The 20,992-nt window shown below is 53.3% G+C and carries 16 protein-coding genes; 12 read left to right on the top strand and 4 right to left on the bottom strand.

Features of this window, described 5'->3' with window-relative positions:
• Positions 1–107: 107 nt before the first annotated feature.
• From BQ5383_RS12495 to BQ5383_RS12510, 5 genes are all read left to right on the top strand, one after another.
• On the top strand, positions 108–1,268 hold the full coding sequence (locus BQ5383_RS12495) for an exonuclease SbcCD subunit D (RefSeq protein WP_071432468.1): 1,161 nt from the start codon (positions 108–110) through the stop codon (positions 1,266–1,268).
• On the top strand, positions 1,265–4,249 hold the full coding sequence (locus BQ5383_RS12500) for an AAA family ATPase (RefSeq protein WP_071432470.1): 2,985 nt from the start codon (positions 1,265–1,267) through the stop codon (positions 4,247–4,249). The genes BQ5383_RS12495 and BQ5383_RS12500 overlap by 4 nt, the downstream gene beginning before the upstream one ends.
• Positions 4,250–4,376: 127 nt before the next feature.
• The gene (locus tag BQ5383_RS12505; protein WP_071432472.1) at positions 4,377–6,011 is read left to right on the top strand and encodes a peptidoglycan D,D-transpeptidase FtsI family protein; all 1,635 of its coding nucleotides are present in this window, start codon (positions 4,377–4,379) and stop codon (positions 6,009–6,011) included.
• A 124-nt stretch (positions 6,012–6,135) separates the two neighbouring features.
• A complete protein-coding gene (locus BQ5383_RS20815) occupies positions 6,136–6,447 on the top strand; it encodes a hypothetical protein (protein ID WP_139193423.1) in 312 nt (103 codons plus the stop codon).
• 14 nt (positions 6,448–6,461) lie between these two features.
• Positions 6,462–7,343 carry a DegV family protein gene (locus BQ5383_RS12510; protein WP_071432474.1) on the top strand — a complete coding sequence of 294 codons (882 nt, stop codon included), beginning with the start codon at positions 6,462–6,464 and terminating at the stop codon, positions 7,341–7,343.
• Between the two features lie 82 nt (positions 7,344–7,425).
• Here the strand turns inward: BQ5383_RS12510 and BQ5383_RS12515 are convergent, their stop codons facing one another.
• The gene (locus BQ5383_RS12515) at positions 7,426–8,154 is read right to left on the bottom strand and encodes a lysophospholipid acyltransferase family protein (RefSeq protein ID WP_071432476.1); all 729 of its coding nucleotides are present in this window, start codon (positions 8,152–8,154) and stop codon (positions 7,426–7,428) included.
• A 411-nt stretch (positions 8,155–8,565) separates the two neighbouring features.
• Complete coding sequence (locus tag BQ5383_RS12520; protein ID WP_071432478.1) at positions 8,566–10,161, bottom strand: MBL fold metallo-hydrolase RNA specificity domain-containing protein; 1,596 nt, start codon at positions 10,159–10,161, stop codon at positions 8,566–8,568.
• Positions 10,162–10,453: 292 nt separating this feature from the next.
• On the opposite strand from BQ5383_RS12520, the gene BQ5383_RS12525 reads away from it, so the two are divergent.
• Positions 10,454–10,993 (top strand): flavodoxin family protein, encoded by a 540-nt coding sequence (locus BQ5383_RS12525; protein ID WP_071432480.1) that lies wholly within the window; start codon positions 10,454–10,456, stop codon positions 10,991–10,993.
• A gap of 219 nt (positions 10,994–11,212) precedes the next feature.
• On the opposite strand, the gene BQ5383_RS12530 is transcribed toward BQ5383_RS12525, so the two are convergent.
• Positions 11,213–12,061 (bottom strand): HAD hydrolase family protein, encoded by an 849-nt coding sequence (locus tag BQ5383_RS12530; protein WP_071432482.1) that lies wholly within the window; start codon positions 12,059–12,061, stop codon positions 11,213–11,215.
• 570 nt (positions 12,062–12,631) lie between these two features.
• On the opposite strand from BQ5383_RS12530, the gene glmS reads away from it, so the two are divergent.
• The gene (glmS, locus tag BQ5383_RS12535; RefSeq protein ID WP_071432484.1) at positions 12,632–14,449 is read left to right on the top strand and encodes a glutamine--fructose-6-phosphate transaminase (isomerizing); all 1,818 of its coding nucleotides are present in this window, start codon (positions 12,632–12,634) and stop codon (positions 14,447–14,449) included.
• Positions 14,450–14,658: 209 nt separating this feature from the next.
• On the top strand, positions 14,659–15,561 hold the full coding sequence (locus BQ5383_RS12540; RefSeq protein ID WP_071432486.1) for a hypothetical protein: 903 nt from the start codon (positions 14,659–14,661) through the stop codon (positions 15,559–15,561).
• A 147-nt stretch (positions 15,562–15,708) separates the two neighbouring features.
• Here BQ5383_RS12540 and BQ5383_RS12545 read toward each other — a convergent pair whose 3' ends face one another.
• Complete coding sequence (locus tag BQ5383_RS12545; protein ID WP_338061416.1) at positions 15,709–17,304, bottom strand: recombinase family protein; 1,596 nt, start codon at positions 17,302–17,304, stop codon at positions 15,709–15,711.
• Between the two features lie 77 nt (positions 17,305–17,381).
• Between BQ5383_RS12545 and BQ5383_RS12550 the strand changes: the two genes are divergently transcribed.
• The 4 genes from BQ5383_RS12550 (at position 17,382) to BQ5383_RS12565 (ending at position 20,961) form a co-directional block, all read left to right on the top strand.
• On the top strand, positions 17,382–17,600 hold the full coding sequence (locus tag BQ5383_RS12550; RefSeq protein WP_002604486.1) for a hypothetical protein: 219 nt from the start codon (positions 17,382–17,384) through the stop codon (positions 17,598–17,600).
• Between the two features lie 128 nt (positions 17,601–17,728).
• A complete protein-coding gene (locus tag BQ5383_RS12555) occupies positions 17,729–18,673 on the top strand; it encodes a DUF6017 domain-containing protein (protein ID WP_002604485.1) in 945 nt (314 codons plus the stop codon).
• A gap of 36 nt (positions 18,674–18,709) precedes the next feature.
• Positions 18,710–19,183: a PcfB family protein gene (locus BQ5383_RS12560; protein ID WP_002604484.1), complete on the top strand. Its 474-nt coding sequence runs from the start codon at positions 18,710–18,712 to the stop codon at positions 19,181–19,183.
• Positions 19,180–20,961 carry a VirD4-like conjugal transfer protein, CD1115 family gene (locus BQ5383_RS12565; RefSeq protein ID WP_002604483.1) on the top strand — a complete coding sequence of 594 codons (1,782 nt, stop codon included), beginning with the start codon at positions 19,180–19,182 and terminating at the stop codon, positions 20,959–20,961. Before BQ5383_RS12560 ends, BQ5383_RS12565 begins: the two co-directional genes overlap by 4 nt.
• The last annotated feature ends 31 nt before the right edge of the window (positions 20,962–20,992 follow it).

Below are 20,992 nucleotides of genomic sequence, written 5' to 3' on the forward strand. Positions count from 1 at the left end.
CGCAAATCCGCCGGCACACTGTACTTTTCGTGAAAAATCAGGTAAAATGGACAAAGACGGGAAGGGAATTCCTCTCTTTCCATGGTGACAAAAGGAGCGTAATGCCGATGAAATTTCTCCACCTGTCCGATCTCCACTTCGGCAAACTTCTGTTTGAATACAGCCTCCTGGAGGATCAGGAGTATTGGTGCCGCCAGGTGCTGGACCTTCTTCAAAATGATCCCCATGACGCGGTGATCATTGCGGGGGATCTGTATGACCGCAGTGTTCCCCCTGGGGACGCGGTAGCGATGATGGACCGTTTCCTCACCGCTTTGGTTTCTCAGCTGCGTCTGCCGGTGCTGGCCATTGCCGGTAATCATGACGGTTCCCAGCGTCTTGCCTTTGGCGCGGGTCTGTACCGGAACAGCGGGCTGTATCTGTCCGCCCTGCCGTCCCGGGAGGTGGAGCGGATCACCCTGGAGGACCGGTGGGGGCCGGTGGATTTCTGGCTGCTGCCCTATCTGACCCCGGCGGATGGAAAGACCCTCTTTCCTCAGGAAAACCCCCATACCTTTCAGGAAACCTACCGCCTGATGATGGAAGAGAATCTTCCCCGGTTGGTGCCGGGACGCCGCAATGTGTTGGTGGCGCACGGCTTTTTCTGCCGTCTGAGCCCGGAACATCCGGTGGGAGAGCTGGAAACCTGCGAATCGGAAACCACTGTGGGCACCGCTGATCTGGTGGATGCCGCACTGTTTGAGCCTTTCCAATATTGTGCCTTCGGCCACCTTCACGGCAGCCAGCGGGCGGGGTCGGAACGGATGCGCTATTGCGGCTCCCCTTTGGCCTATTCTGTCTCGGAGGAACGTCAGGTGAAATCGGTGCTGTCAGTGGAGCTGGATGGCCAGGGAAACTGTACGGTCACCCCCATTGTTTTTTCCCCTTTGCGGAAGGTTCGTTCGGTATCAGGAACCATGGAGGAGCTGTGCGCCCCTACCGGCGGAACCTTTGTCAGTGATGATTATGTTTTTGTCAACCTCATGACGGACGGTGTGGAGCCGGATGCCGCCCGGCGGATCCGCAATCTCTATCCTCATTATCTGGGCATCCGATATGTTTCGCCTCTGGAGAAGGAGACAGTCCTGGGAGGCGGGGAAGCGCTGCGAAAACTGGATTTGTGTCAGGCTTTCAGAGCCTTTTATGAGCAGACCCAGGGCGAACCGCTCACCGAGGACGCCATGCGGGCGGTACGTCAGGCAGCGCAGGAAAAGGAGGAACAGTCATGAAGCCTTTGTTTCTGACCATGACCGCCTTCGGTCCCTTTGCGGGCCGGGTGGAGATCGACTTTTCCGCAGCGGTCACAAACGGCATCTTTCTCATCAGCGGCAGGACCGGAGCCGGCAAGACCACCATTTTTGACGCCATCACCTTTGCTTTGTACGGCAAGGCAAGCGGCAGTTCCCGGCGCAGCGAGGATTTTCGCAGCAAAAATGCCGCTTCATCCACAGAATGCAGCGTGGAGCTTACCTTTGCTTTGGGGGACCGGCAGTATACCGTCTGGCGGCAGCCCCGGCAGGTGGTGGAAAAACGCCGCGGAACCGGTACCCGTGTGGCGGAGCATCGGGCTCAGCTGACCCTTCCCGGCGGACAGGTGCTGGGAAGTCTTTCTGAGGTGGACCAGAAGATCAGCGAACTGCTGGGGATGAACTGTGAGCAGTTCCGCAAGATCATCATGCTGGCCCAGGGGGAATTCCGGCAGCTGCTGGAGGCCCCCAGCAGAACCAAAATGGAGCTGTTCCGCCGTATTTTCGGCACCGGGGAGTATGAGCGCTTCACCAAGAGATTGGGGGAGCGCAAGCAGCAGCTGGAGGCGGAGGCGGCTGTCCATACGGGTGTGCGGCAGCGGCTGGTGGATGCTTTGGTGGAGGGGGGAGTGACGCCCCTGACTGCGGTACCCAATGCGGCTCATCTTCCTCTGGAAACAGTGGAGGGGATGGTGAACCCGTGGCTCAGCCAGCGTACAGCCCAGGCCAAACAGTGGCACAAACAGCTGGAGGAGCTGACTGCCCGGCGGGAAAAGCTGGATCTGGCGGGGGCAAAGGCATTATGGGACAAGTTTGCCCAATTGGAAACTCTTTCCGAAGAGCTGAAAGCTTTGGAAAAACAGACCCCCGAGGCTGAAAAGTGGCAGGCCCGTCTGACCGCCATTGGAGAAGCCCGGATTATCCGTCCACTGGAGGAAGAGCGGGCGCAGCTTCTTGTCCGTCTCAAAAGCTATGAAAAGGAGCTGGAGGAGCAAAAGCGTCTGCTGCAAGAGGGAAAAGAGGCGCTGGCTTTGGCGGAGGCGCAGCAGGCTCTGGCGCCCCAGCGGCAAAAGGAGCTGGAAGAGACCGTGGCGGCGTTGGCCCGTTTGGAGCAGCAGCGGCAGCAATTGAGACAGCTGGAAGAGCAGCGGGCGTCTCTGAAAAAGGATCAGCAGACCCTGGAGGACCTCCAGCGCAAGCTGAAGGCCAATGGCAGCCAGCTGGAGTGGGCCCAGACCCAGGGAGCCATTGAGAAAATAGATCGGGAAGCTTTTCAGATCGATCAGCTTCTCAAAGCCATCGATGAGATGGGCTATTGCATGATGGAGCACCAGACCAGACTGGATGTTTACCAGTCACAGTATACCATGTTCATCCAGTCTCAGGCGGCGGTGATTGCCGGACGCCTCCGGGAGGGGGTGCCCTGTCCGGTCTGTGGGTCTCTCCAGCATCCCAGCAAAGCCACAATGACAGGAGAGCCTGTGACAGAGGAGCAGATCCGCCATCTTCATGAGCAAATGAACGCCGCTTACAACAGTCTCAACGCGGCACGGGAGCGGGTGCAGAGCAACTACCTGCGGCTGCAGCAGCTGGAGGAAAGTCTCACCTTTCCGCCGGAAGAGATTTATAAAAACAATGAGCAGATTCTCACCTTGAAAACAAAGCTGGTGCGGGAGCGGCAGCAGCTGACATTGTCGGCGGATTCCTGCCTGGCGGATCTGCGGATGTATGATCCTTCCATTCCCCGCCGCCCAGGAGCGGAACTGCGGGACATGGCAGCCATCACCCGGCAGAAAGAGGAACTGACAGCTCAGGCCGCCGCCCTGGAAGGAGCGCTGAATGCCCGTCAGGCGGCTGTGAAGGAACAGGAAAGACAGCTGAACGCCCAGGGCATCTCTGAGGAGGAAAGCGGGCGGCAGGCAAAGGAGCTGGAAGAGCGGCAGGGGCGTATCCGCCGTGAGATGGAAGAGGCGAACAAGGGGATGCAGCAAGCCAGCCGTCAGGTGGAAAGCGCCTCGGCCAAGGTGGGACAGCTGGAAAAGCTGCTCACTGACGGCAAGGCAGAGGAAGGGGAGAAAAAACGGCAGCTGATCCATGTAATGGAGGAGAGCGGCTTCAAAACCAGGGAGGCCTATACAGCAGCCCTGGAGGACCGCTCAAAAGAGGGGGAGCTGACCGCAAAGCTCAATCGTTGGCGGGAGGGGAAAATCTCCCTGGAAGCCCGCACCACTGCCCTGAAAGAAGAAATCAAGGACAGACAGCGTCCTGATCTGGCGGAGCTGACCCGGCAGGAAGAGGAGCTGCGCTGCCGGGAGGAGGAGGCCCGGAAGCAGTGGACCGTTTTGGAGGCGTCGGTGACCCTCTGCGGCAAACAGTGGAAGCAGCTGCGGGAGGAGTTCCGCACAAGTGCCCGTACCGATGAGGAATACCGGCTGGTAGCCAAGCTTTACCGCTGCGCCAACGGGGACAATCCCAAGGCGATCAATTTTGAGACCTATATTCTGGGGGCCTATTTTGAGGACATCATCAAGGTTTCCAACCGCCATCTGGCCCGGATGACCGACGGACGGTATCAGCTGCTCCACAAGGAGGACCCGGCGTCCCACGGAGCCCGCTCAGGCTTGGATCTGGAAGTGCTGGACAACGATAATGGTCAGAAGCGCCCTGTTACCACCCTTTCCGGCGGTGAGGGATTCAAGGCGTCCCTGGCCCTGGCTTTGGGATTGGCGGATGTGGTGCAGATGTATTCCGGCGCCATCCGTCTGGAGACCTTGTTTATCGACGAAGGCTTTGGTACTTTGGATCAGGAATCGCTGGAAAGCGCTGTGGATACCCTTCTGACCCTGCGCAATGATGGCCGGATGGTAGGGGTTATCTCCCATGTGGAGCTGCTGCGGGAGCGCATTCCCGCTGTTTTGCAGGTGGAGCACACCCCAAACGGCAGTACGGCCCGATTTGTGTGACAGTTTTTATCATTGGCAAGGACCTCTGTACCCTGGATACGGAGGTCCTGTTTTTGTCCTCTTTTCTTTCCAAAATCCGCATGAGCGGTTCCCCTTCGGCCCATCCTAAGAGGAAGGAGGAATGAGGATGGAAAAACGAATTGTCTATGCCTATATTCTCACGCTGGCGCTGATGACCGGCCTGATGGTCCGTCTGGCGGTTCTCAGCCAGGGAGAGGAATTTCGCACAGCGGCGGCGGTTCAGTCCAGCTATGGTCTGGAGGTGGGGGAGAGCCGGGGGACCATCTATGACCGGAATTTGAAGCCCCTGGTCAACAACAGTTCCCGGCTGGTTCTGGCGGTGGCTCCTACGCCGGAGGCTGTGACAGCCCTTCGGGAACAGCTGCCGGCGGAGGAGTTCCAGGAGGATTTGCCCCTGTTGGAGAACGGCAAGCCGGTGGTTATTCCCGCGTCCACCCCGGTGAGCGGACAGGGAATAGAATGCTTTCGTCTGCCGGTACGCAACAGTCAGCAGCAGCTTGCCCCCCATGTCATCGGTTATGTGGATGGCAGCGGCACAGGGGTATGCGGTGTGGAAGCAGGCTATGACCAATTGCTTGAAAGCTGGGGCGGAGAGGTGGAGACCCATTATCTCATCAACGCCTTTGGGGGAGCGCTGACGGGAGGCGCGGTGCAGGTAACAGATACCAGGCCGGAGGAACAGGGTGGAGTAGTGCTGACCCTGGACCGGAAGATACAGCAGTTGGCGGAACAGGCAGGGGAAGAGATTCCTGCCGGAGCGGTGGTGGTGATGGACCCGGACACGGGGGAAATTCTTGCCATGGCCAGTTTTCCTGATTACTCCCCGGTGGATGTGGCATCGGCTCTTGAGGGGGAGAACAGTCCGCTGTTCAACCGGGCAACAGCGTCCTACAGTGTTGGCTCTACCTTTAAAATCTGTGTGGCTGCGGCGGCTCTGGAAATGGGATTCACCCCGGAATATGAATACGTCTGCCCCGGCTATTATGACCTGGGGGAACAACGTTACTACTGCCATCAGCGGAGCGGTCACTGGCAGCTGGCCATGGCGCGGGCGCTGCGGCAGTCCTGCAATCCCTATTTCATTAATCTGGGCCAGCAGATCGGTGCGGCCCGGCTGTATCAGATGGCCAGTGACATGGGCTTTGGCTCGGCAGTAAAGCTGGTGGAAGGGGTGGTCGCGGCCACAGGGACATTGCCTCTGCCGGAAGAAATAGACCTGGGAGAGCTGGCAAACCTCTCCTTTGGTCAGGGCAAGCTGACCGCCACGCCGGTACAGGTGACCCAGATGATGGCGTCCGTAGCCAATGGAGGAATGGCGGTACGTCCCACTTTGTTTGCAGGTACCACAGAGGATGGGGCGACGATAGAGCGTCCCACTCAGCAGGAACCCAGGAGGATCATGTCTGCCCAAACCGCACAACAGCTGTTGGAGCTGCTGGGAGGAGTAGTGACAGAAGAAGGTAGCGGCAGACAGGCGGCTCCTCAGTTTGGACAGGCAGCGGGAAAGACGGCTTCCGCCCAGACAGGCAGCTATGTGGATGGCAAAGAGGTGGTCCATGGCTGGTTTACCGGAGCATGGCCTTTGGAGGATCCCCGCTATGTGATCACCGTGCTGGTGGAAGGGGGAGAATCAGGGGGAGAACTGCCGGCTCAGGTGTTCCGGAAAATTACCGAAGGTCTTGCTCTGCTGGAGGATCAGCATTTATATCAGGATGTTACCGGGGAAGTGATTCTCCCATAAAATGTTTTTAAACTATTTGTCAGTCAGGCTGGGCTATGGTATAATAAACAAAAAGAAAGATGCCTTTTTATGGCCAGAACGGTCAGCGAAATGATGGCCTTTATTTTGTCATGACCAGCAGTTCATGGACGCTTATCGTGTTGGCTTATCAAATGAAAAATCCCCTCACTGGACAAAGCGCAGCACACCGCGCAAGATACGAAACAGACATGGTGGGCAGTTCTGTCACAGCGGTCCATTTTTTGTCTTTCAGGTGCTTGCAAAGCTTTGCTGGCCTTTCAAAGGGGGGATATTGTTTCCTTGTCGTGCCGTTTTGCAGCAAACAGGAACGCTTCGTTTATTGTCTTTCCCAAAACAGCATGAGGTGCAGATGGATTTTACCGCTGCTGAATCCTTTTCCGGCAGCAGGCTGCTATTTTTCATTGGAAAATGGTAAGAGGAGGATATACCATGGCCGACAGAGAATATGTTTTAACCACTGACAACACCACTGATTTTCCCGAAAGCTTTTTGGAGGAGTGTGGAATAGAGTTTATCTCCCTCAGCTATGTGATTGATGGTGTGATTTACGACGGCGTCAAGCGGAAGCTGGGAAATAAAGAATTTTATGACCGCATCCGCGGCGGAGCCATGCCGGTAACCCAGCAGGCAAACCCTGAAGCCAGCAAAGCTTTTTTTGAGCGCTTTTTGAAAGAGGGGAAGGACATCCTTCACATCGCTTTCAGTTCCGGCCTCAGCGGCACTTATCAGAGTGCTCACCTGGCGCAGATGGAGCTGGCGGAAGAGTATCCGGACCGGAAGATCATTGTGATCGACAGCCTTTGCGCCTCCATGGGAGAAGGACTGCTGGTGTATGAAGCATGGCGGCGGAAAAATGAGGGTATGGATCTGGAGACCCTGGCAAAATGGGTGGAGGACCACAAGCTGCTGCTGTTCCATGATGTGGTAGCGGACGATTTGTTCCACCTCCAGCGGGGCGGCCGTGTAAGCAAAACAGCGGCCATTATGGGCACTGCGCTGGGAATCAAGCCGATGATTTATGTCAACGATGAAGGCAAGCTGATCCCTTATGGCAAGGTGCGGGGTAAGAAGGCTGCTTTCAACGCTATGGTGGAGCGTCTGGCCAAGACCATTGACACTTCTGTTTCCAACGAGGTTTTCATCAGCCACAGCGATTGCCTGGAGGAAGCCCAGGCGCTGGAGGAGATGATCCGTCAAAAAGCCGGTATCCATAACTTTAAAATCAGCTATATCGGTTCGGTAATCGGCACCCATACCGGTGTTGGTACAGTGGCACTGTTCTATTTTGCTTCCGGACGCACTCCCAAATAAGTTCAGACGCACATGAAAAAGCCCCGGCGCTTTAGCGGTATAATAACAATGCCGCTTGGAGCGCCGGGGCTTGCTGTTGATTTTAAACTGTCTGCAAACGATTTTTTGCCTGTACCACCTGTTCCCGCACAATATCTCCGATTTTTTTGCCTTCCTCCGGGGTCAGATGGTCCGTATATACCGGCGGCAGGATTTGAACCGTGACATCAGCGGGATGGATCAGCATATGATTGGCTTCCATCGCTTTGTAAGTACCTTCAATGACCACAGGAACAATGGGCGCTTTGTTTTTCAGCGCCACGCGGAAACCGCCGCTTTTAAATTCTCCCACTTCTCCGCCCCGGCTCCGGGTTCCCTCGGGAAAGATAATAAAGGAATGTTTTTTCTCCTTCAAGGCTTTGACAGCGTCGTTGAGGGCGGAAACAGCCTGTCTGGGATTGTCACGGTCAATAAAAACACAACCCAACAGCTCCATCCATTGCCGAATGAAAGGGATTTTACGGATGCTTTCCTTGGACACCAGGGGATGAGGCTTATCCAGGGCGGTAAGAAGAACAGGAATATCAAAATACCCCTGATGATTGCTGACAAAAATCACCGGCTGATCGGGGATGTTTTCCAGGCCCTCCACATGAACTTTTACACCCGCCAGTTTCATCAGGGAGTTGGCCCAGGTGGGTACCTTTTGCTCCAGCAGCCGGTCCAGCGCCTCCTGATCGCCATCAGCCTTCAGCCGCTGGGCCTTTTTCATGGTAGGCAGGAGCAGCAGCAGATAAAGCCAAAAATAGATAAACCAGATGATTGTTCGCATATGGACACCCCTTGCAGTGATAATAAAACGACAGTTTTGCAAATAATTGTCGAAAATGATCAAAAAATGAAGGCTGTTTTTCTATGATACTACCATTTTTACTATATTTCAAGGGGGAGGGTTGAATGCTTCTTCCATCTATGGCAGGCTGCGGACCCGCAGAAAAATCAAAACAAAAGAATAACGGGCAGTAGGATACGGCAGCTGCCAGTTTCAGATATTTCCATGGGGAGAAGAAAATTTTTATTGATCTGCTGATGACTGAAAACGAAAGGATTTTCTAAAACAGAAAGGCGCCCCACCTGTTTTCAGTATCACTACCTTTAACAAATGGGGGGCAGCCTTAAAAAGGGCCTGCGGCTTCTTTATTTTCCGTTTTCCAGAACTGCCCAATCATGAAACGATGAACGGTCAATCGTCCCATTTATCGCACAGAGCGTTGATTTGATCCGCAAATTTCGCCATATCCTTATTGGTGCGGACTTCATACCGGGCCACAATGGACAACAGCCGCTGGGCCGCTGCCTGAAGCCGTCCAAATACAGTATTGGTCTTTTTCTTCCGTTCGGCTCTGGGCACCTGAGCGATACCGGGATCCAGCAGGCGGTTGGCCAACAGATCATAGCGGGCGGTATAGTTGGGAGCCATGGCGTCCAGCCCCTGCTGCTGGAGAAGTTTGGTAAATCCGTCGCAAACGGTTTGCTCTCCGTGGACGACAAAGACCTTGGTGGGAGCTGGCGAGAAGGAACCTACCCAGCGCAGCAGCCCTCTTTGGTCGGCGTGCCCGCTGATGCTGTCCATCTTGGTGATTTCCGCCCGGACGTCGATTTCCTCTCCGAAGAGCTTGACAGAGCGGGCGCCCTCCAGCAAAGAACGGCCCAGCGTACCGGCTCCCTGGTAGCCTACAAAGAGGATCGTGCACTCTTTTCGCCACAAATTGTGCTTCAGATGGTGTTTGATCCGGCCGGCTTCGCACATGCCGCTGGCTGAGATGATGACTTTGCAGTCCTCGTTGAAATTGATGGCCTTGGATTCATCACTGGTGACCGAAACCTTCAGCCCCGGGAAGCTGATGGGATTGATGCCGCTGCGTACCAGCTCCATCGCTTCCTTGTCGTAGTAGCCTACCGTATTTTCATTAAAAATATGGGTAGCCTCCACCGCCAGCGGACTATCCACATACACATCGAAATTGTCATGACCGGTGACCATATGATCGGTTTTGATTTTCCGGATGAAGTACAGCAGTTCCTGGGTACGGCCCACCGCAAAGGAGGGAATGACCACGTTGCCCCCCCGGTCAAAGGTGCGCTGGATGACCTGGGCCAGGTTGGCTGCATAATCCGGTGTTTGATCGCTGTGATTCCGGTCACCGTATGTAGATTCCATCACCACATAATCAGCGTCGGTCATATACTGGGGATCTTCGATCAAAGGTTGGTTGAGGTTGCCGATATCGCCGGAAAAAACAATGGTTTTACTTTGTCCGAATTCGGTGACCTTTACCTCAATGCTGGCGGAGCCCAACAAGTGTCCCACATCTACAAAACGGACGGTAATACCCTCGCACAGCTCCACCGGTTCGTTGTAATTGCAGGGAACAAATTGGGCCATAATGCCCTCAGCGTCATCAATGGTATACAGCGGTTCCACCGGCAGGCGTCCGGCACGTTTGCCTTTACGGTTTTTCCATTCGGCTTCAAATTCCTGAATGTGAGCGGAATCCCGAAGCATAATGCCGCACAAATCGGTGGTGGCGCCGGTGGCGTATACAGGACCGTGATAGCCGTATTTATAAAGCAGCGGCAGACGGCCGGAATGGTCGATATGGGCGTGGGTCAGCAAGACATAATCCACATCTCCCGGTACAAGGGGAATGGTTTGATTGTCATATTCATCAGGCCCCTGCTGCATACCGCAGTCTACCAGAATTTTTTTGCCCAGTGCCTCCAGGCAATGACAGCTGCCGGTAACTTCATGGTCCGCGCCGTAGAAAGACAGTATCATAGTCATTCCTCCCTATTTAAGAAAGATGATACAAAAGTTTTTTGTGCTTTATGCCTATATTTTATCATGCTTTGCTCCTCCCCGCAATGGACAAATATGAATAATGTGTATTAGTTTGACAGGAGAATTGTTAAAACGTCAAAAAAATCTGATTTTCTTCTTAAAAGATGCGGAAAAAGAAGAATTCTCTTGACCGATGACAGGCCAGTAATGCTATAATAAAATACAGAAAGCCCCGTCTGTTTTGGTGTGGTTTAAGACGGGAGCTGGTTTGTAAGGGAGGAAGGATGAAATGGGCAAAAGAATTTTGGTCATTTCCGCTACCCCCAGAAAGGGCGGTAACTCGGAGCGGCTATGTGATCAGTTTATCAAAGGAGCCAGGGAATCGGGACATCAGGCGGAAAAGGTGACCCTCCGGGAGCGGCGCATTGGATATTGCATCGGCTGTGGAGCCTGCTATAATCAGAAAAGCCCCTGCATCCAGCGGGATGACGCACCGGGAATCGTGGAGAAAATGGTGGCGGCCGATGTGATCGTGCTGGCCACGCCAGTATATTTCTATTCCATATCCGGCCAGTTGAAAACACTTCTTGACCGCACCTGTGCCGGTTATACCAGAATATCCGATAAGGAGTTTTATTTTATTCTCACCGCCGCGGACAATGATCCTCATGCTTTGCAGCCGGCGGTGGAATGTCTGCGGGGATTTACTTCCTGCCTGCGCGGAGCAAAGGAATGCGGGATCCTGTATGGTACAGGCGTATGGCAGCTGGGGGATGTGGAAAAGACCGATCTGCTCAAGCAGGCGCAGCAGATGGGCCGCCAGGTGTAAAAACTGATAAAAAAGATCGCTGTAAAACAAATTTCTGAAAAAAGTGAGCAAAACCGGCTGTATTCTGGGAAATTCCCTTAAAAACAGCCGGTTTTATATTGTTTGTCAATCTTTTTTGCGCAAACTGCTGCGGTCTTATTTTGTAACAGTATCTCCGCCTGCGGAAAGCTTCATTAAAAGAAAAAAACAAGATATAAAACTGATTTTTTCAGCCGCTGCTCAGACAGCAGCCGTTTGGCCCAGCACCAGCTCTTCAATGATCCTGGCGGCTCCCTCCTCATTGCAGGAGGGAGCAATCAGATGGGCGGCGGCTTTGGCTGCGGGGGTGCCATTGGCCATGGCTACGCTGACCCCGGCTGTCAAAAGCATTTCCAGGTCGTTGTCGTTATCGCCCAAAGCCATCACGCAGTCCATGGGGATGCCCAGCTGCTGTGCCAGCAGTGATATGGCAATCCCTTTGTTTGCCTTGGAGTCACCGATCTCCAGATTGGATGCGCCGGAGGAGACATGGCGAACCCCGGGCAGCTGATCCACCTTTGCCATGATTTCTTCCCGAAGAGGGCTTTCCAGCAGGGTAATATTGATTTTTTCCACCCCCACCTGATGCTCCAGCACATAATCTGCCAGATCCTCTATGCCGGGGGAAGGATTTTTTTCAAACCATGCCAGATGATGCCGGGGAACGTAATAATCCCCCATATGTTCCGTGCAGTGACGGGAGATGAGGATTTTTCCTTCTACAAACAGCTCAGTAAACAGGTCGTATGGCCGAAGCAGTTCCAGAACGGCGGCAGTATCTTCCGGAGCCATCAGCACCTGATGAAAAAGCTCTCCGGTATTCAGATCGCAGGTGGCGGAACCGTTGGAATAAATCACATACCGGCAACTGGGCAGAGCCAGGACCTCCGGCGGGATGGTGGGCAAAACCCGGCCGGTACAGGGGACAAAGATGCAGCCCCGCTGCGCGGCTTCCTCAATGGCATGGACAAAGCGGGGTGTGATTTGGGTGCTGCCGATGGGGAAAACGGTGCCGTCCAGATCACAGAAGATCATTTTTATTTTTTTCATGCGGGTATCCTCCTCAGATGGTTTTCCCCTTCATATTGTATTCGCTGTCATTATAGCATTACGGGCGGAAAATAGAAAGTCCGGCGAAAAATTCCGCACCACCTGCCTGAGAAAAGCATAGAATGGGAAAAAAGAGGCCGTTCATATTTTCCCTCTTTCTTTTTGAGCGAAATTATGGCATACTGTAACAAACTGGCATAAGGGAGGTGAAAGTGGGTTTTCAAGCTTGATCAGCGCCAGTGCCCTTGCTTTGTATGGAAGCAGGGGACGACGAGGCGGAGGGTGATCGAATATTCGGCGGGTGCCCTCCCGTTGGTTCCACAGCGCAGGACGGGGCAAAAAGCAGAGGTAACTGTGCAGAACAAATTCCCGTTCATGGAACACTGAAATCGCTTCGGGTCCGCTCAGCCCGGAGGTTCAGAAGCCGCTGTACAGCAGCGGTCGTCAGACAGGGGAGCGCTGGATACTGGTCCGGTGTGGTTCATTGTTGTCCAGGAGATGCAATGGGCCTGTGCTCCCATCTGCTCCTCTGTAAAAAGACAGGGGACTGAAGGAAAGGAGCGTTTTTTTATGTGCGGAATTGTGGGATATTCCGGCCTCAAGCCGGTACGGCAGGTATTGACTGATGGATTGGCCAGTCTGGAATACCGTGGGTATGATTCGGCAGGGGTCGCCTTATGGGAAAATGATGCTGTCACTGTGATCCGGCAGCAGGGCAGGCTGTCCAAACTGGTGGAGCGCCTGGGATTGATGCATGAGCAGAGCCGGTGCGGCATCGGCCATACCAGATGGGCCACCCATGGCCAACCCAGCGAGGTCAACGCCCATCCCCATCGTCAGGGCCGGGTGACGCTGGTTCATAATGGTATTATTGAAAATTATCTTCAGCTGCGGGAAGAGCTTGAGAAAAAGGGATATCACTTTCAAACCCAAACAGACACCGAGATCGCGGCGGCGCTGATTGACAGCTGCTATACCGGTTCTCCTTTGGAGGCTATCCGGAAAGCGTGCGCCGGGATGGAGGGGGCGTATGCTTTTGCCATCCTTTTTGACGGTCATCCCAACTGTGTTTATGGGGTTCGTCTGGGCAGTCCGTTGGTAGCCGCAGTGGATGAGACCGGCGCCTATCTGGCTTCCGATCTGGCGGCGATCCTTCCCTATACCGACCGGTATCTGCTGCCGGAGGAGGGGGAACTGCTGGCGCTGGAAAATGGCCGTCTCACCTGCTATGACAGTGATCTTCAGCCGATGGAACCGGTATGGAAACAGGCCCACTGGTCGGTAGAACAGGCCCAAAAGGAAGGCTATCGGTACTTCATGGAAAAGGAAATCCATGAGCAGCCTCAGGCGCTGCGGCGTACCATCTCCCCCCGGATCGAGGACGGTCTGCCCACCTTCGGGGTGGACGGCTTGCCGGCGGGATTTTTCCAGAAGATCCGCAGACTGTATATTACCGCCTGCGGTACCGCCCTGTATTGCGGTATGGTGGGCAAGGCGCTCATTGAGAAGATCGCCCGTCTGCCGGTGGAGGTGGAGGTTGCTTCAGAGTTTCGGTACCGGGATCCCATTCTGGAGCCGGACAGTGCCGCCGTCATCATTTCCCAATCCGGTGAAACTGCTGACAGTCTGGCGGCTTTGCGGCTGCTGAAGGCGAGAGGAATCCCTGTTATTGCCATTGTCAATGTGGTGGGCTCCTCCATCGCCAGAGAGGCGGATTATTGCCTGTATACTTACGCCGGGCCGGAAATTGCTGTAGCCACCACCAAGGCCTATTCCGTTCAGGTGGCAATGATGTACCTGATCGCTATCCTGGCCGCCGGAGAGCGCCAGGTGGTGGATCAGGAGCAGCAGCGCCGTCTGATTGAGGGGCTGGAGGAAGCGGTGGAGCTGACTCCCAAAGTGCTGGCGATGAAGGAAGAGATACGCAGCTATGCACGGGGGCTGCGGGACACCGAGAGTATGTTCTATATCGGCCGGGGGCTGGACTATTCCCTTGCCCTGGAGGGGTCCCTGAAGCTCAAGGAGATATCTTATATTCATGCTGAAGCTTATGCGGCGGGGGAGCTGAAGCACGGCACACTGGCGCTGGTGACGCCCCATACCCCGGTAGTGGCTCTGGCCACCCAGCCGGAGCTGTTGTCCAAAACGGTGAGCAATATGCGGGAAGTGATGGCACGGGGAGGTCCGGTGCTGGCTTTGGTCACCGAGGACCTGGAGATTGATGCCGGAGCCTGTGATCAGCGCATCACCATTCCCGGCAAGGGCGGTATTTTTGCCCCGCTGCTGGTGGTCATCGTTTTGCAGATGATTGGCTTCTATGCTGCTGAGGAGCGGGGCTGTGATGTGGATAAACCCCGCAATCTGGCCAAATCCGTTACGGTGGAATAAATCGCCGGGATACGCCAAAAGGTCTGATATGTGTTTTCAGGCAGTGACGGCTGGCTGTTTCCCAATTGGCTTTTAAGCCTGTGTATGTTGTTTCCTGGACGTTTTTGGTGCTATGAAAGCGCCATATCATTTCAACAGTTACAAAGCCCAAGGGCCTTCCAGATCCATTGAGGAAATCTGGAAGGCCCTTTGCTTATCCCGAGTATTTTGTGGAGAATCAGAATGGCGATCTGACCGCCAATGATTTTGATTCCGATTATTTCTCCATCACCACCAAGCGCATCACCAGCGGTGCGTCTTACATCAAGTCCATCAGCATCAATGACAGCGAGGGCTGCGTAGAAATCACCTTCAACGGCGATTACGACATGGCGCTCAACGGCAAGCGCGACATTGAAATTGATGAGCTGGAAGTCAAGTCCAAGAAGGTTATCAACGAGGACGAAGACGACGAAATCAAGAAGAACACCACCTTCCTGGTATGCGAGAACCTGTCCATTGATCTGGGCTATACCGAAGTAGATCCCTATCCCCTGAATGAGGACATGGATATTTTGGAGAGCGATCTGAACAAGATCATCTGCTTCGACAAGGATACCGGCACTGACGATGTTTCCTACGGTACCGTAAGCGTGGAGCTGGGCGACGTTGCCTATCTGGAAGGCCGCGTTTATGACGGCGATGAGGTCTACTATGGCTACGATGAGGATGCCGACACCGATATCCTCAAAGCTTATCCCGATGCTGAGATGTCCTTCGTGAACATCTACACCAACGGTTTCCCCACCGCGATGGATCTGGAACTGTATGCCAATGAGGACGAGTATGTCTACGGCATTAAGGATGGCAAAGTGGTAGACGCCGGTCTGGATTGGGACGAGGATGCCTATGCTTATGTGGGCAAGATCCGTTCCTCCGCTTCCTACATCATCAGCGACATTGAGCTGGATGTTTCCGCTGTGGATGATACCACTGACGATACCACCGATGACGGCACTGCTACTGATGGTGTTGATAACCCTGATACCGGCGCCAACGATGTAGTGGGCGTGGCTACCGCTCTGGCAGTCGTGTCTCTGGTTGCCGCTGGTGCTGTGGCGGTGAAGAAGTAATTCTCCACACACATTCCTTCTCAAGCAATAAAAGCCCCGCTGTTCTCCGTGTCCGGTGCATGGGGACAATTTATGAACCTACCCATATAACTTCATATTTGTTCCTGTGGAGGGAGGCTGTGTTTCGGCACAGCCTCCCTTTTCTGCTCATGCAACCTCATTTGGGATTTCTTCTGACACAGAATCCGCCATATTCTGAGGCAGTTCGTCCACCAGCCCAATGTCACGGTAGTAGATGCGTACCTCCTGCGGTGCTGTGCGGGAGTATTTCTCCGCACGCTCACCGACCTCCACTCGCTTGATGAAGATGCGCAGGATCTCAGCAGTCAGCTCCGGGATCTCGCTGTGCCGCTTGGCGTTCTCAATGAACCGGGCAATATTGGAGCTGGAGTCTTTCAGTTCCTGAAGCCTTACTTCCATGGCAGGGAGCTGTTCCTGGATCTCTTTCTGCTCGGCGGTGTACTCCTGAGAGAGGATACGATACTGCTCGTCCGGGATACGTCCAAGTACACTGTCCTCGTAGAGCCGTTTGAACAGCTTTGTCAGCTCGATTTGGCGCTTCTGCATGGTGTCGCTCTTCTTCTGGAGCACTGCGATCTCCTGCTGTGCCTCCTTGCCCTGCTTCTTGCGGATATGCTCCGCAAACCGCAGCTCATTCTGACGAGCGAAGTGTGTGACACGGCGAATATCATCCAACAGGATAGCATTAAGCTCTTGTTCCCGGATATAATGAGCGGAGCACACAGCTTTGCCTTTCTTTTTGTAGGTGGAGCACATGAAGTTGTTTTTTACCGCATCCATGGTGTGCGCTCGGTGCAGTACCATGGTACCTCCACAGTCCAGGCAGTAGACCAATCCAGAGAAGATATTCTGCTCGTCCATGTTGGCTCTGCGCCGTTTGTGCTTGCGGATATCCTGTACGATCTCCCAGGTCTGTTGCGTAACGAGCGCCTCGTGCGTATTCTCAAAGCGGAGCTGCTCAGATTCTGGACGCTCAATGCGCTTCTTGTTCTTGAAGGACAGGGTGGTGGATTTCAGGTTGATGGTGTGGCCCAGATAGGTCTCATCCTCCAGAATGCCTGCGACGGTGTTGGTGGACCAGTTGTACGGCCGGGTGATATCCACTCCGGTCAGTTCCACTCCGTGCTTCTGGTAGTAGGAGTATCCAGGCGTGGGGATTTTGTCTTTCTTGAGCTGCTTTGCGATCTGGGCAGGACCCTTTCCGGACACACATAGGTCAAAGATATAACGCACTACCGGAGCGGTTTCAGGATCAGGCACCATGTGCCGTTTGGGATCTGCCGGGTCCTTCATATACCCATAGCGGGGGCGAGAGGAAACCCGGGCGCCAGTCTCCGCCTTGATCCGAACCACAGAGCGTCCCTTCTTGCTGCAGTCCTTGGCATAGAATTCGTTCATCAAATTCCGGAAGGGCGTAAAATCGTTGGTGGACTCATACAGGCTGTCCACACCATCGTTGACGGCGATAAACCGCACACCATAGCTTGGGAAGATGAGTTCCGTGTACTGACCCACCTGAAGGTACTCACGGCCCAGTCGGGACATGTCCTTGACGATCAGTGTTTCCACCTGACCGTTTTCCATCAGCTCCATGACCTGCTGCCAGCCTGGGCGGTTGAATAATGAGGTGTGATAGCGATAGCGGCAAAAAGCTAATAAAATCAATGGTTTTGCGGACAGCGGATAGACAGGGAATGTGTTAAAAACTGAATACGCACACAAACGGCGTTACCTTAACCCCTTTGGGGGAGAAAGTAACGCCGTTTTTTTATGCCCGCAGGAAAGGAGGTGCAGCCGGAATGTATTTCACAAAGGGCAAGCAGCGGGCGTTTGAATTGCTCATGCAGCAGAAGCCGGGATTTGACCGCTATCAATCCGGTTGTGCCGGAGATGATGAAGATTGCGGCACTTGCCGTTTCTACCGCCCCGGGTGGAAATATGAGTTTTGCGTTTTCAAAGAGTGTCCCTATTGCCCCGGCAAAAGGACGCGGAAAACGCACGCCAGCATGGACAAATAGACGGGCAAAAGCCCTTGTGCCATGCGGCTTTGCAGACGCGAAAACGGCAAAGGGCATATTGCAATACCAAAACAGCCGAAAACGGCTTTCTAATTGTCCACGCATACCAAGAGAGGAAGTGAGGAAATATGGCAGTTTTCAGAGTGGAGCGAAATACGGGATATACCGTTATGAGCAACCACCACTTGCGAAACAAGGAATTGTCCTTAAAGGCAAAGGGCTTGTTGTCGCAAATGCTTTCGCTGCCCGAAGATTGGGATTATACCCTTGCGGGCTTATCCCATATCAACCGGGAGAAGATCGACGCAATCCGCGAAGCGGTAAAGGAACTCGAAAAAGCCGGATATATCGTGCGCAGCCGGGAGCGCGACGAAAAGGGACGCTTGCGGGGCGCAGATTACGTCATATACGAGCAGCCGCAGCCGCGAGAGCCGGAAGCAGCTACCAGCGGCGGACAGCCGCCTATATTGGATTTACCTACATTGGAAAATCCAACATTGGATAATCCAACGTTGGAAAAACCTACGCAGGAAAAACCTACGTTGGAAAATCCAACGCAATTAAATAAAGATATATTAAGTAAAGAACAATCAATTACTGATTTATCAAGTACCGATTCCATTCCTTTCCATTCCCTAAACCCCTTGCCCTTTGCGCATGGCGAAGCGGCTACGCCGCCGGAAAGGAAAAGAACGGAAGCGAAAAGCAATAGCGCAGTAGAGATTTACAGGGAGATTATCAAGGACAATATCGAATACGACCATCTCATTCAAAACTGCAAAATTGACAAAGACCGTTTGGACGAGATTGTTGACCTTATGCTGGAAACCGTCTGCACAGCCCGAAAGACAATCCGTATTGCCGGGGACGACTACCCCGCCGAATTGGTGAAATCCAAGTTTTTGAAGCTGAACAGCAGCCATATTGAGTTTGTTTTGGATTGCATGAGGGAGAACACAACCAAAGTGCGCAACATCAAGCAGTATCTAAAAGCGGTGCTGTTCAACGCGCCGAGTACCATTGACAGCTACTATACCGCCCTTGTCAATCACGACTTATACGGCGGCGAATGAGCATAGCCGCACTTTACCGGGAAAGGAGTTGATACCTTGCAGGAGGAAGTAACCCAAAAAACGATTGCCCTATACGTCAAAGTGGGAAAAGGCGCGGCGCGGCTTACCGAACAGGCGTTACAGAAAGCAATCCAAAAGTTTTTGGAGCAGAAAAGCAAACCCGCGCATGGGAAACAGACCATGCGGCAGCTTATGAAGCAGAACGCGGGTGTTTCCAACATCGAGATCACCGACAGCAATATTAAAGCCTTTGAGAGTACGGCGAAGAAATACAACATAGATTTTTCGCTAAAAAAGGTTAAGGGCGAGCAGACCCGTTACCTTGTGTTTTTCAAAGGCCGGGACGCGGACGTTATGACCGCAGCGTTTCAAGAGTTTTCCGCAAAGAAGCTGAACCGGGAGAAAAAGCCCTCTATCCGCAAAGCCCTTGCCGCTGCAAAGGACAAGGCGAAGCAGCTTAACGCCGCCCGCGACAAGGTAAAGAAAATGGACAGGGGGCGCGAGATATGAAGCAGATCAACTACAAAAAGCTGATACTTCCGAATATCCCCTATGTGTTCTTTGTCTATCTCTTTGATAAAGTCGGACAGGCGGTGCGGCTTGCCCCCGGCGCGGATATTTCTGCAAAGATACTGAATATCACACAAGGATTTTCCGCAGCCTTTGAAAACGCCTTGCCGAGCGTTTACCCGTTGGATTTGCTTGTCGGCATTGTCGGTGCGGTGATTATCCGCTTGATAGTCTATGTCAAAGGGAAAAACGCGAAGAAATACCGCAAGGGCGCGGAGTACGGCTCTGCCCGATGGGGAAACGCCGAAGATATAAAGCCCTACATAGACCCGGATTTCCAAAACAACATCATTTTGACGCAGACGGAACGGCTTACCATGAACAGCCGCCCGAAGCAGCCGAAGTACGCGAGAAATAAGAACGTCGTCGTGATCGGCGGCAGCGGCAGCGGAAAAACAAGATTTTTTGTCAAACCTAATCTAATGCAGCTTCATTCCTCTTACGTCTTAACCGACCCGAAAGGTACGGTTTTGATTGAGTGCGGGAAGCTGCTGCAACGGGCGGGCTACCGCATTAAGGTACTGAATACGATTAACTTCAAAAAATCTATGCACTACAACCCCTTTGTGTATATCCGCAGCGAGAAAGATATTTTGAAGCTGGTAAATACGTTGATAGCGAATACCAAAGGTGAGGGAGAAAAAAGCGCGGAGGATTTTTGGGTAAAGGCAGAACGGCTTTTGTATTGCGCGTTGGTGGGCTACATCTGGTACGAAGCCCCCGCCGAGGAAATGAACTTTATTACCCTGTTGGAACTTATCAACGCCAGCGAAGCCCGCGAGGACGACGAGGAATATCAAAGCCCCGTCGATTTGCTGTTTGCCGACTTGGAAGAACGCGACCCCGACCATTTCGCGGTGAAGCAGTACCGAAAATATAAATTGGCGGCGGGCAAAACCGCAAAATCAATCCTCATTTCTTGCGGTGCGAGGCTCGCTCCTTTTGATATAAAGGAATTGCGCGATCTTATGTCCTACGACGAATTAGAACTTGACACGTTAGGCGACAGAAAAACAGCTTTGTTTTTGATTATGAGCGATACGGACAGCACGTTTAATTTTGTTATCGCTATGCTGCAATCGCAGTTATTTAATCTCTTGTGCGACAAGGCCGACGACGAATACGGCGGCAAGCTGCCGGTTCATGTTCGCTGCCTGTTAGACGAGTTTGCAAACATTGGACAAATCCCGCAGTTTGAAAAATTGATTGCCACAATCCGCAGCCGGGAAATCTCGGCTTCTATCATTCTGCAATCGCAGAGCCAGCTAAAAGCCATTTACAAGGACGCGGCAGAAATCATACTTGACAATGCCGACAGCACCTTGTTTTTGGGAGGGCGCGGGAAAAATGCAAAGGATATTTCGGAGAACTTGGGACGTGAAACAATCGACAGTTTCAACACTTCCGAAAATCGCGGCACGCAGGTTTCTCATGGCCTCAATTATCAGAAATTGGGAAAGGAGTTGATGACACAGGACGAAATCGCAGTTATGGACGGAGGAAAATGTATTTTGCAGTTGCGCGGCGTGCGCCCCTTTTTCAGCGATAAGTACGATATAACGCAGCACCCGAACTACAAATACCTTTCCGACTTCGACAAGAAAAACGCTTTTGACGTTGAACGGTATATGTCCACCCGTCCGGCAATCGTAAAGCCCGACGAACCCTTTGACATATACGAAATAGATTTGTCCGACGAGGACGCAGCCGCCGAATAAAAACGGCGGCATTTTTATTTCCAACAACATT

The sequence above is a fragment of the Angelakisella massiliensis genome, assembly GCF_900104675.1.
In the GTDB taxonomy this organism is placed as follows: domain Bacteria; phylum Bacillota; class Clostridia; order Oscillospirales; family Ruminococcaceae; genus Angelakisella; species Angelakisella massiliensis.

Excerpts from the sequence above, each read along its gene's own strand:
- BQ5383_RS12495 (WP_071432468.1), top strand. The coding sequence starts at position 108 with ATGAAATTTCTCCACCTGTCCGATCTCCACTTCGGCAAACTTCTGTTT.
- BQ5383_RS12500 (WP_071432470.1), top strand. The coding sequence starts at position 1,265 with ATGAAGCCTTTGTTTCTGACCATGACCGCCTTCGGTCCCTTTGCGGGC.
- BQ5383_RS12505 (WP_071432472.1), top strand. The coding sequence starts at position 4,377 with ATGGAAAAACGAATTGTCTATGCCTATATTCTCACGCTGGCGCTGATG.
- BQ5383_RS20815 (WP_139193423.1), top strand. The coding sequence starts at position 6,136 with ATGGACGCTTATCGTGTTGGCTTATCAAATGAAAAATCCCCTCACTGG.
- BQ5383_RS12510 (WP_071432474.1), top strand. The coding sequence starts at position 6,462 with ATGGCCGACAGAGAATATGTTTTAACCACTGACAACACCACTGATTTT.
- BQ5383_RS12515 (WP_071432476.1), bottom strand. The coding sequence starts at position 8,154 with ATGCGAACAATCATCTGGTTTATCTATTTTTGGCTTTATCTGCTGCTG.
- BQ5383_RS12520 (WP_071432478.1), bottom strand. The coding sequence starts at position 10,161 with ATGATACTGTCTTTCTACGGCGCGGACCATGAAGTTACCGGCAGCTGT.
- BQ5383_RS12525 (WP_071432480.1), top strand. The coding sequence starts at position 10,454 with ATGGGCAAAAGAATTTTGGTCATTTCCGCTACCCCCAGAAAGGGCGGT.
- BQ5383_RS12530 (WP_071432482.1), bottom strand. The coding sequence starts at position 12,061 with ATGAAAAAAATAAAAATGATCTTCTGTGATCTGGACGGCACCGTTTTC.
- glmS (WP_071432484.1), top strand. The coding sequence starts at position 12,632 with ATGTGCGGAATTGTGGGATATTCCGGCCTCAAGCCGGTACGGCAGGTA.
- BQ5383_RS12550 (WP_002604486.1), top strand. The coding sequence starts at position 17,382 with ATGTATTTCACAAAGGGCAAGCAGCGGGCGTTTGAATTGCTCATGCAG.
- BQ5383_RS12555 (WP_002604485.1), top strand. The coding sequence starts at position 17,729 with ATGGCAGTTTTCAGAGTGGAGCGAAATACGGGATATACCGTTATGAGC.
- BQ5383_RS12565 (WP_002604483.1), top strand. The coding sequence starts at position 19,180 with ATGAAGCAGATCAACTACAAAAAGCTGATACTTCCGAATATCCCCTAT.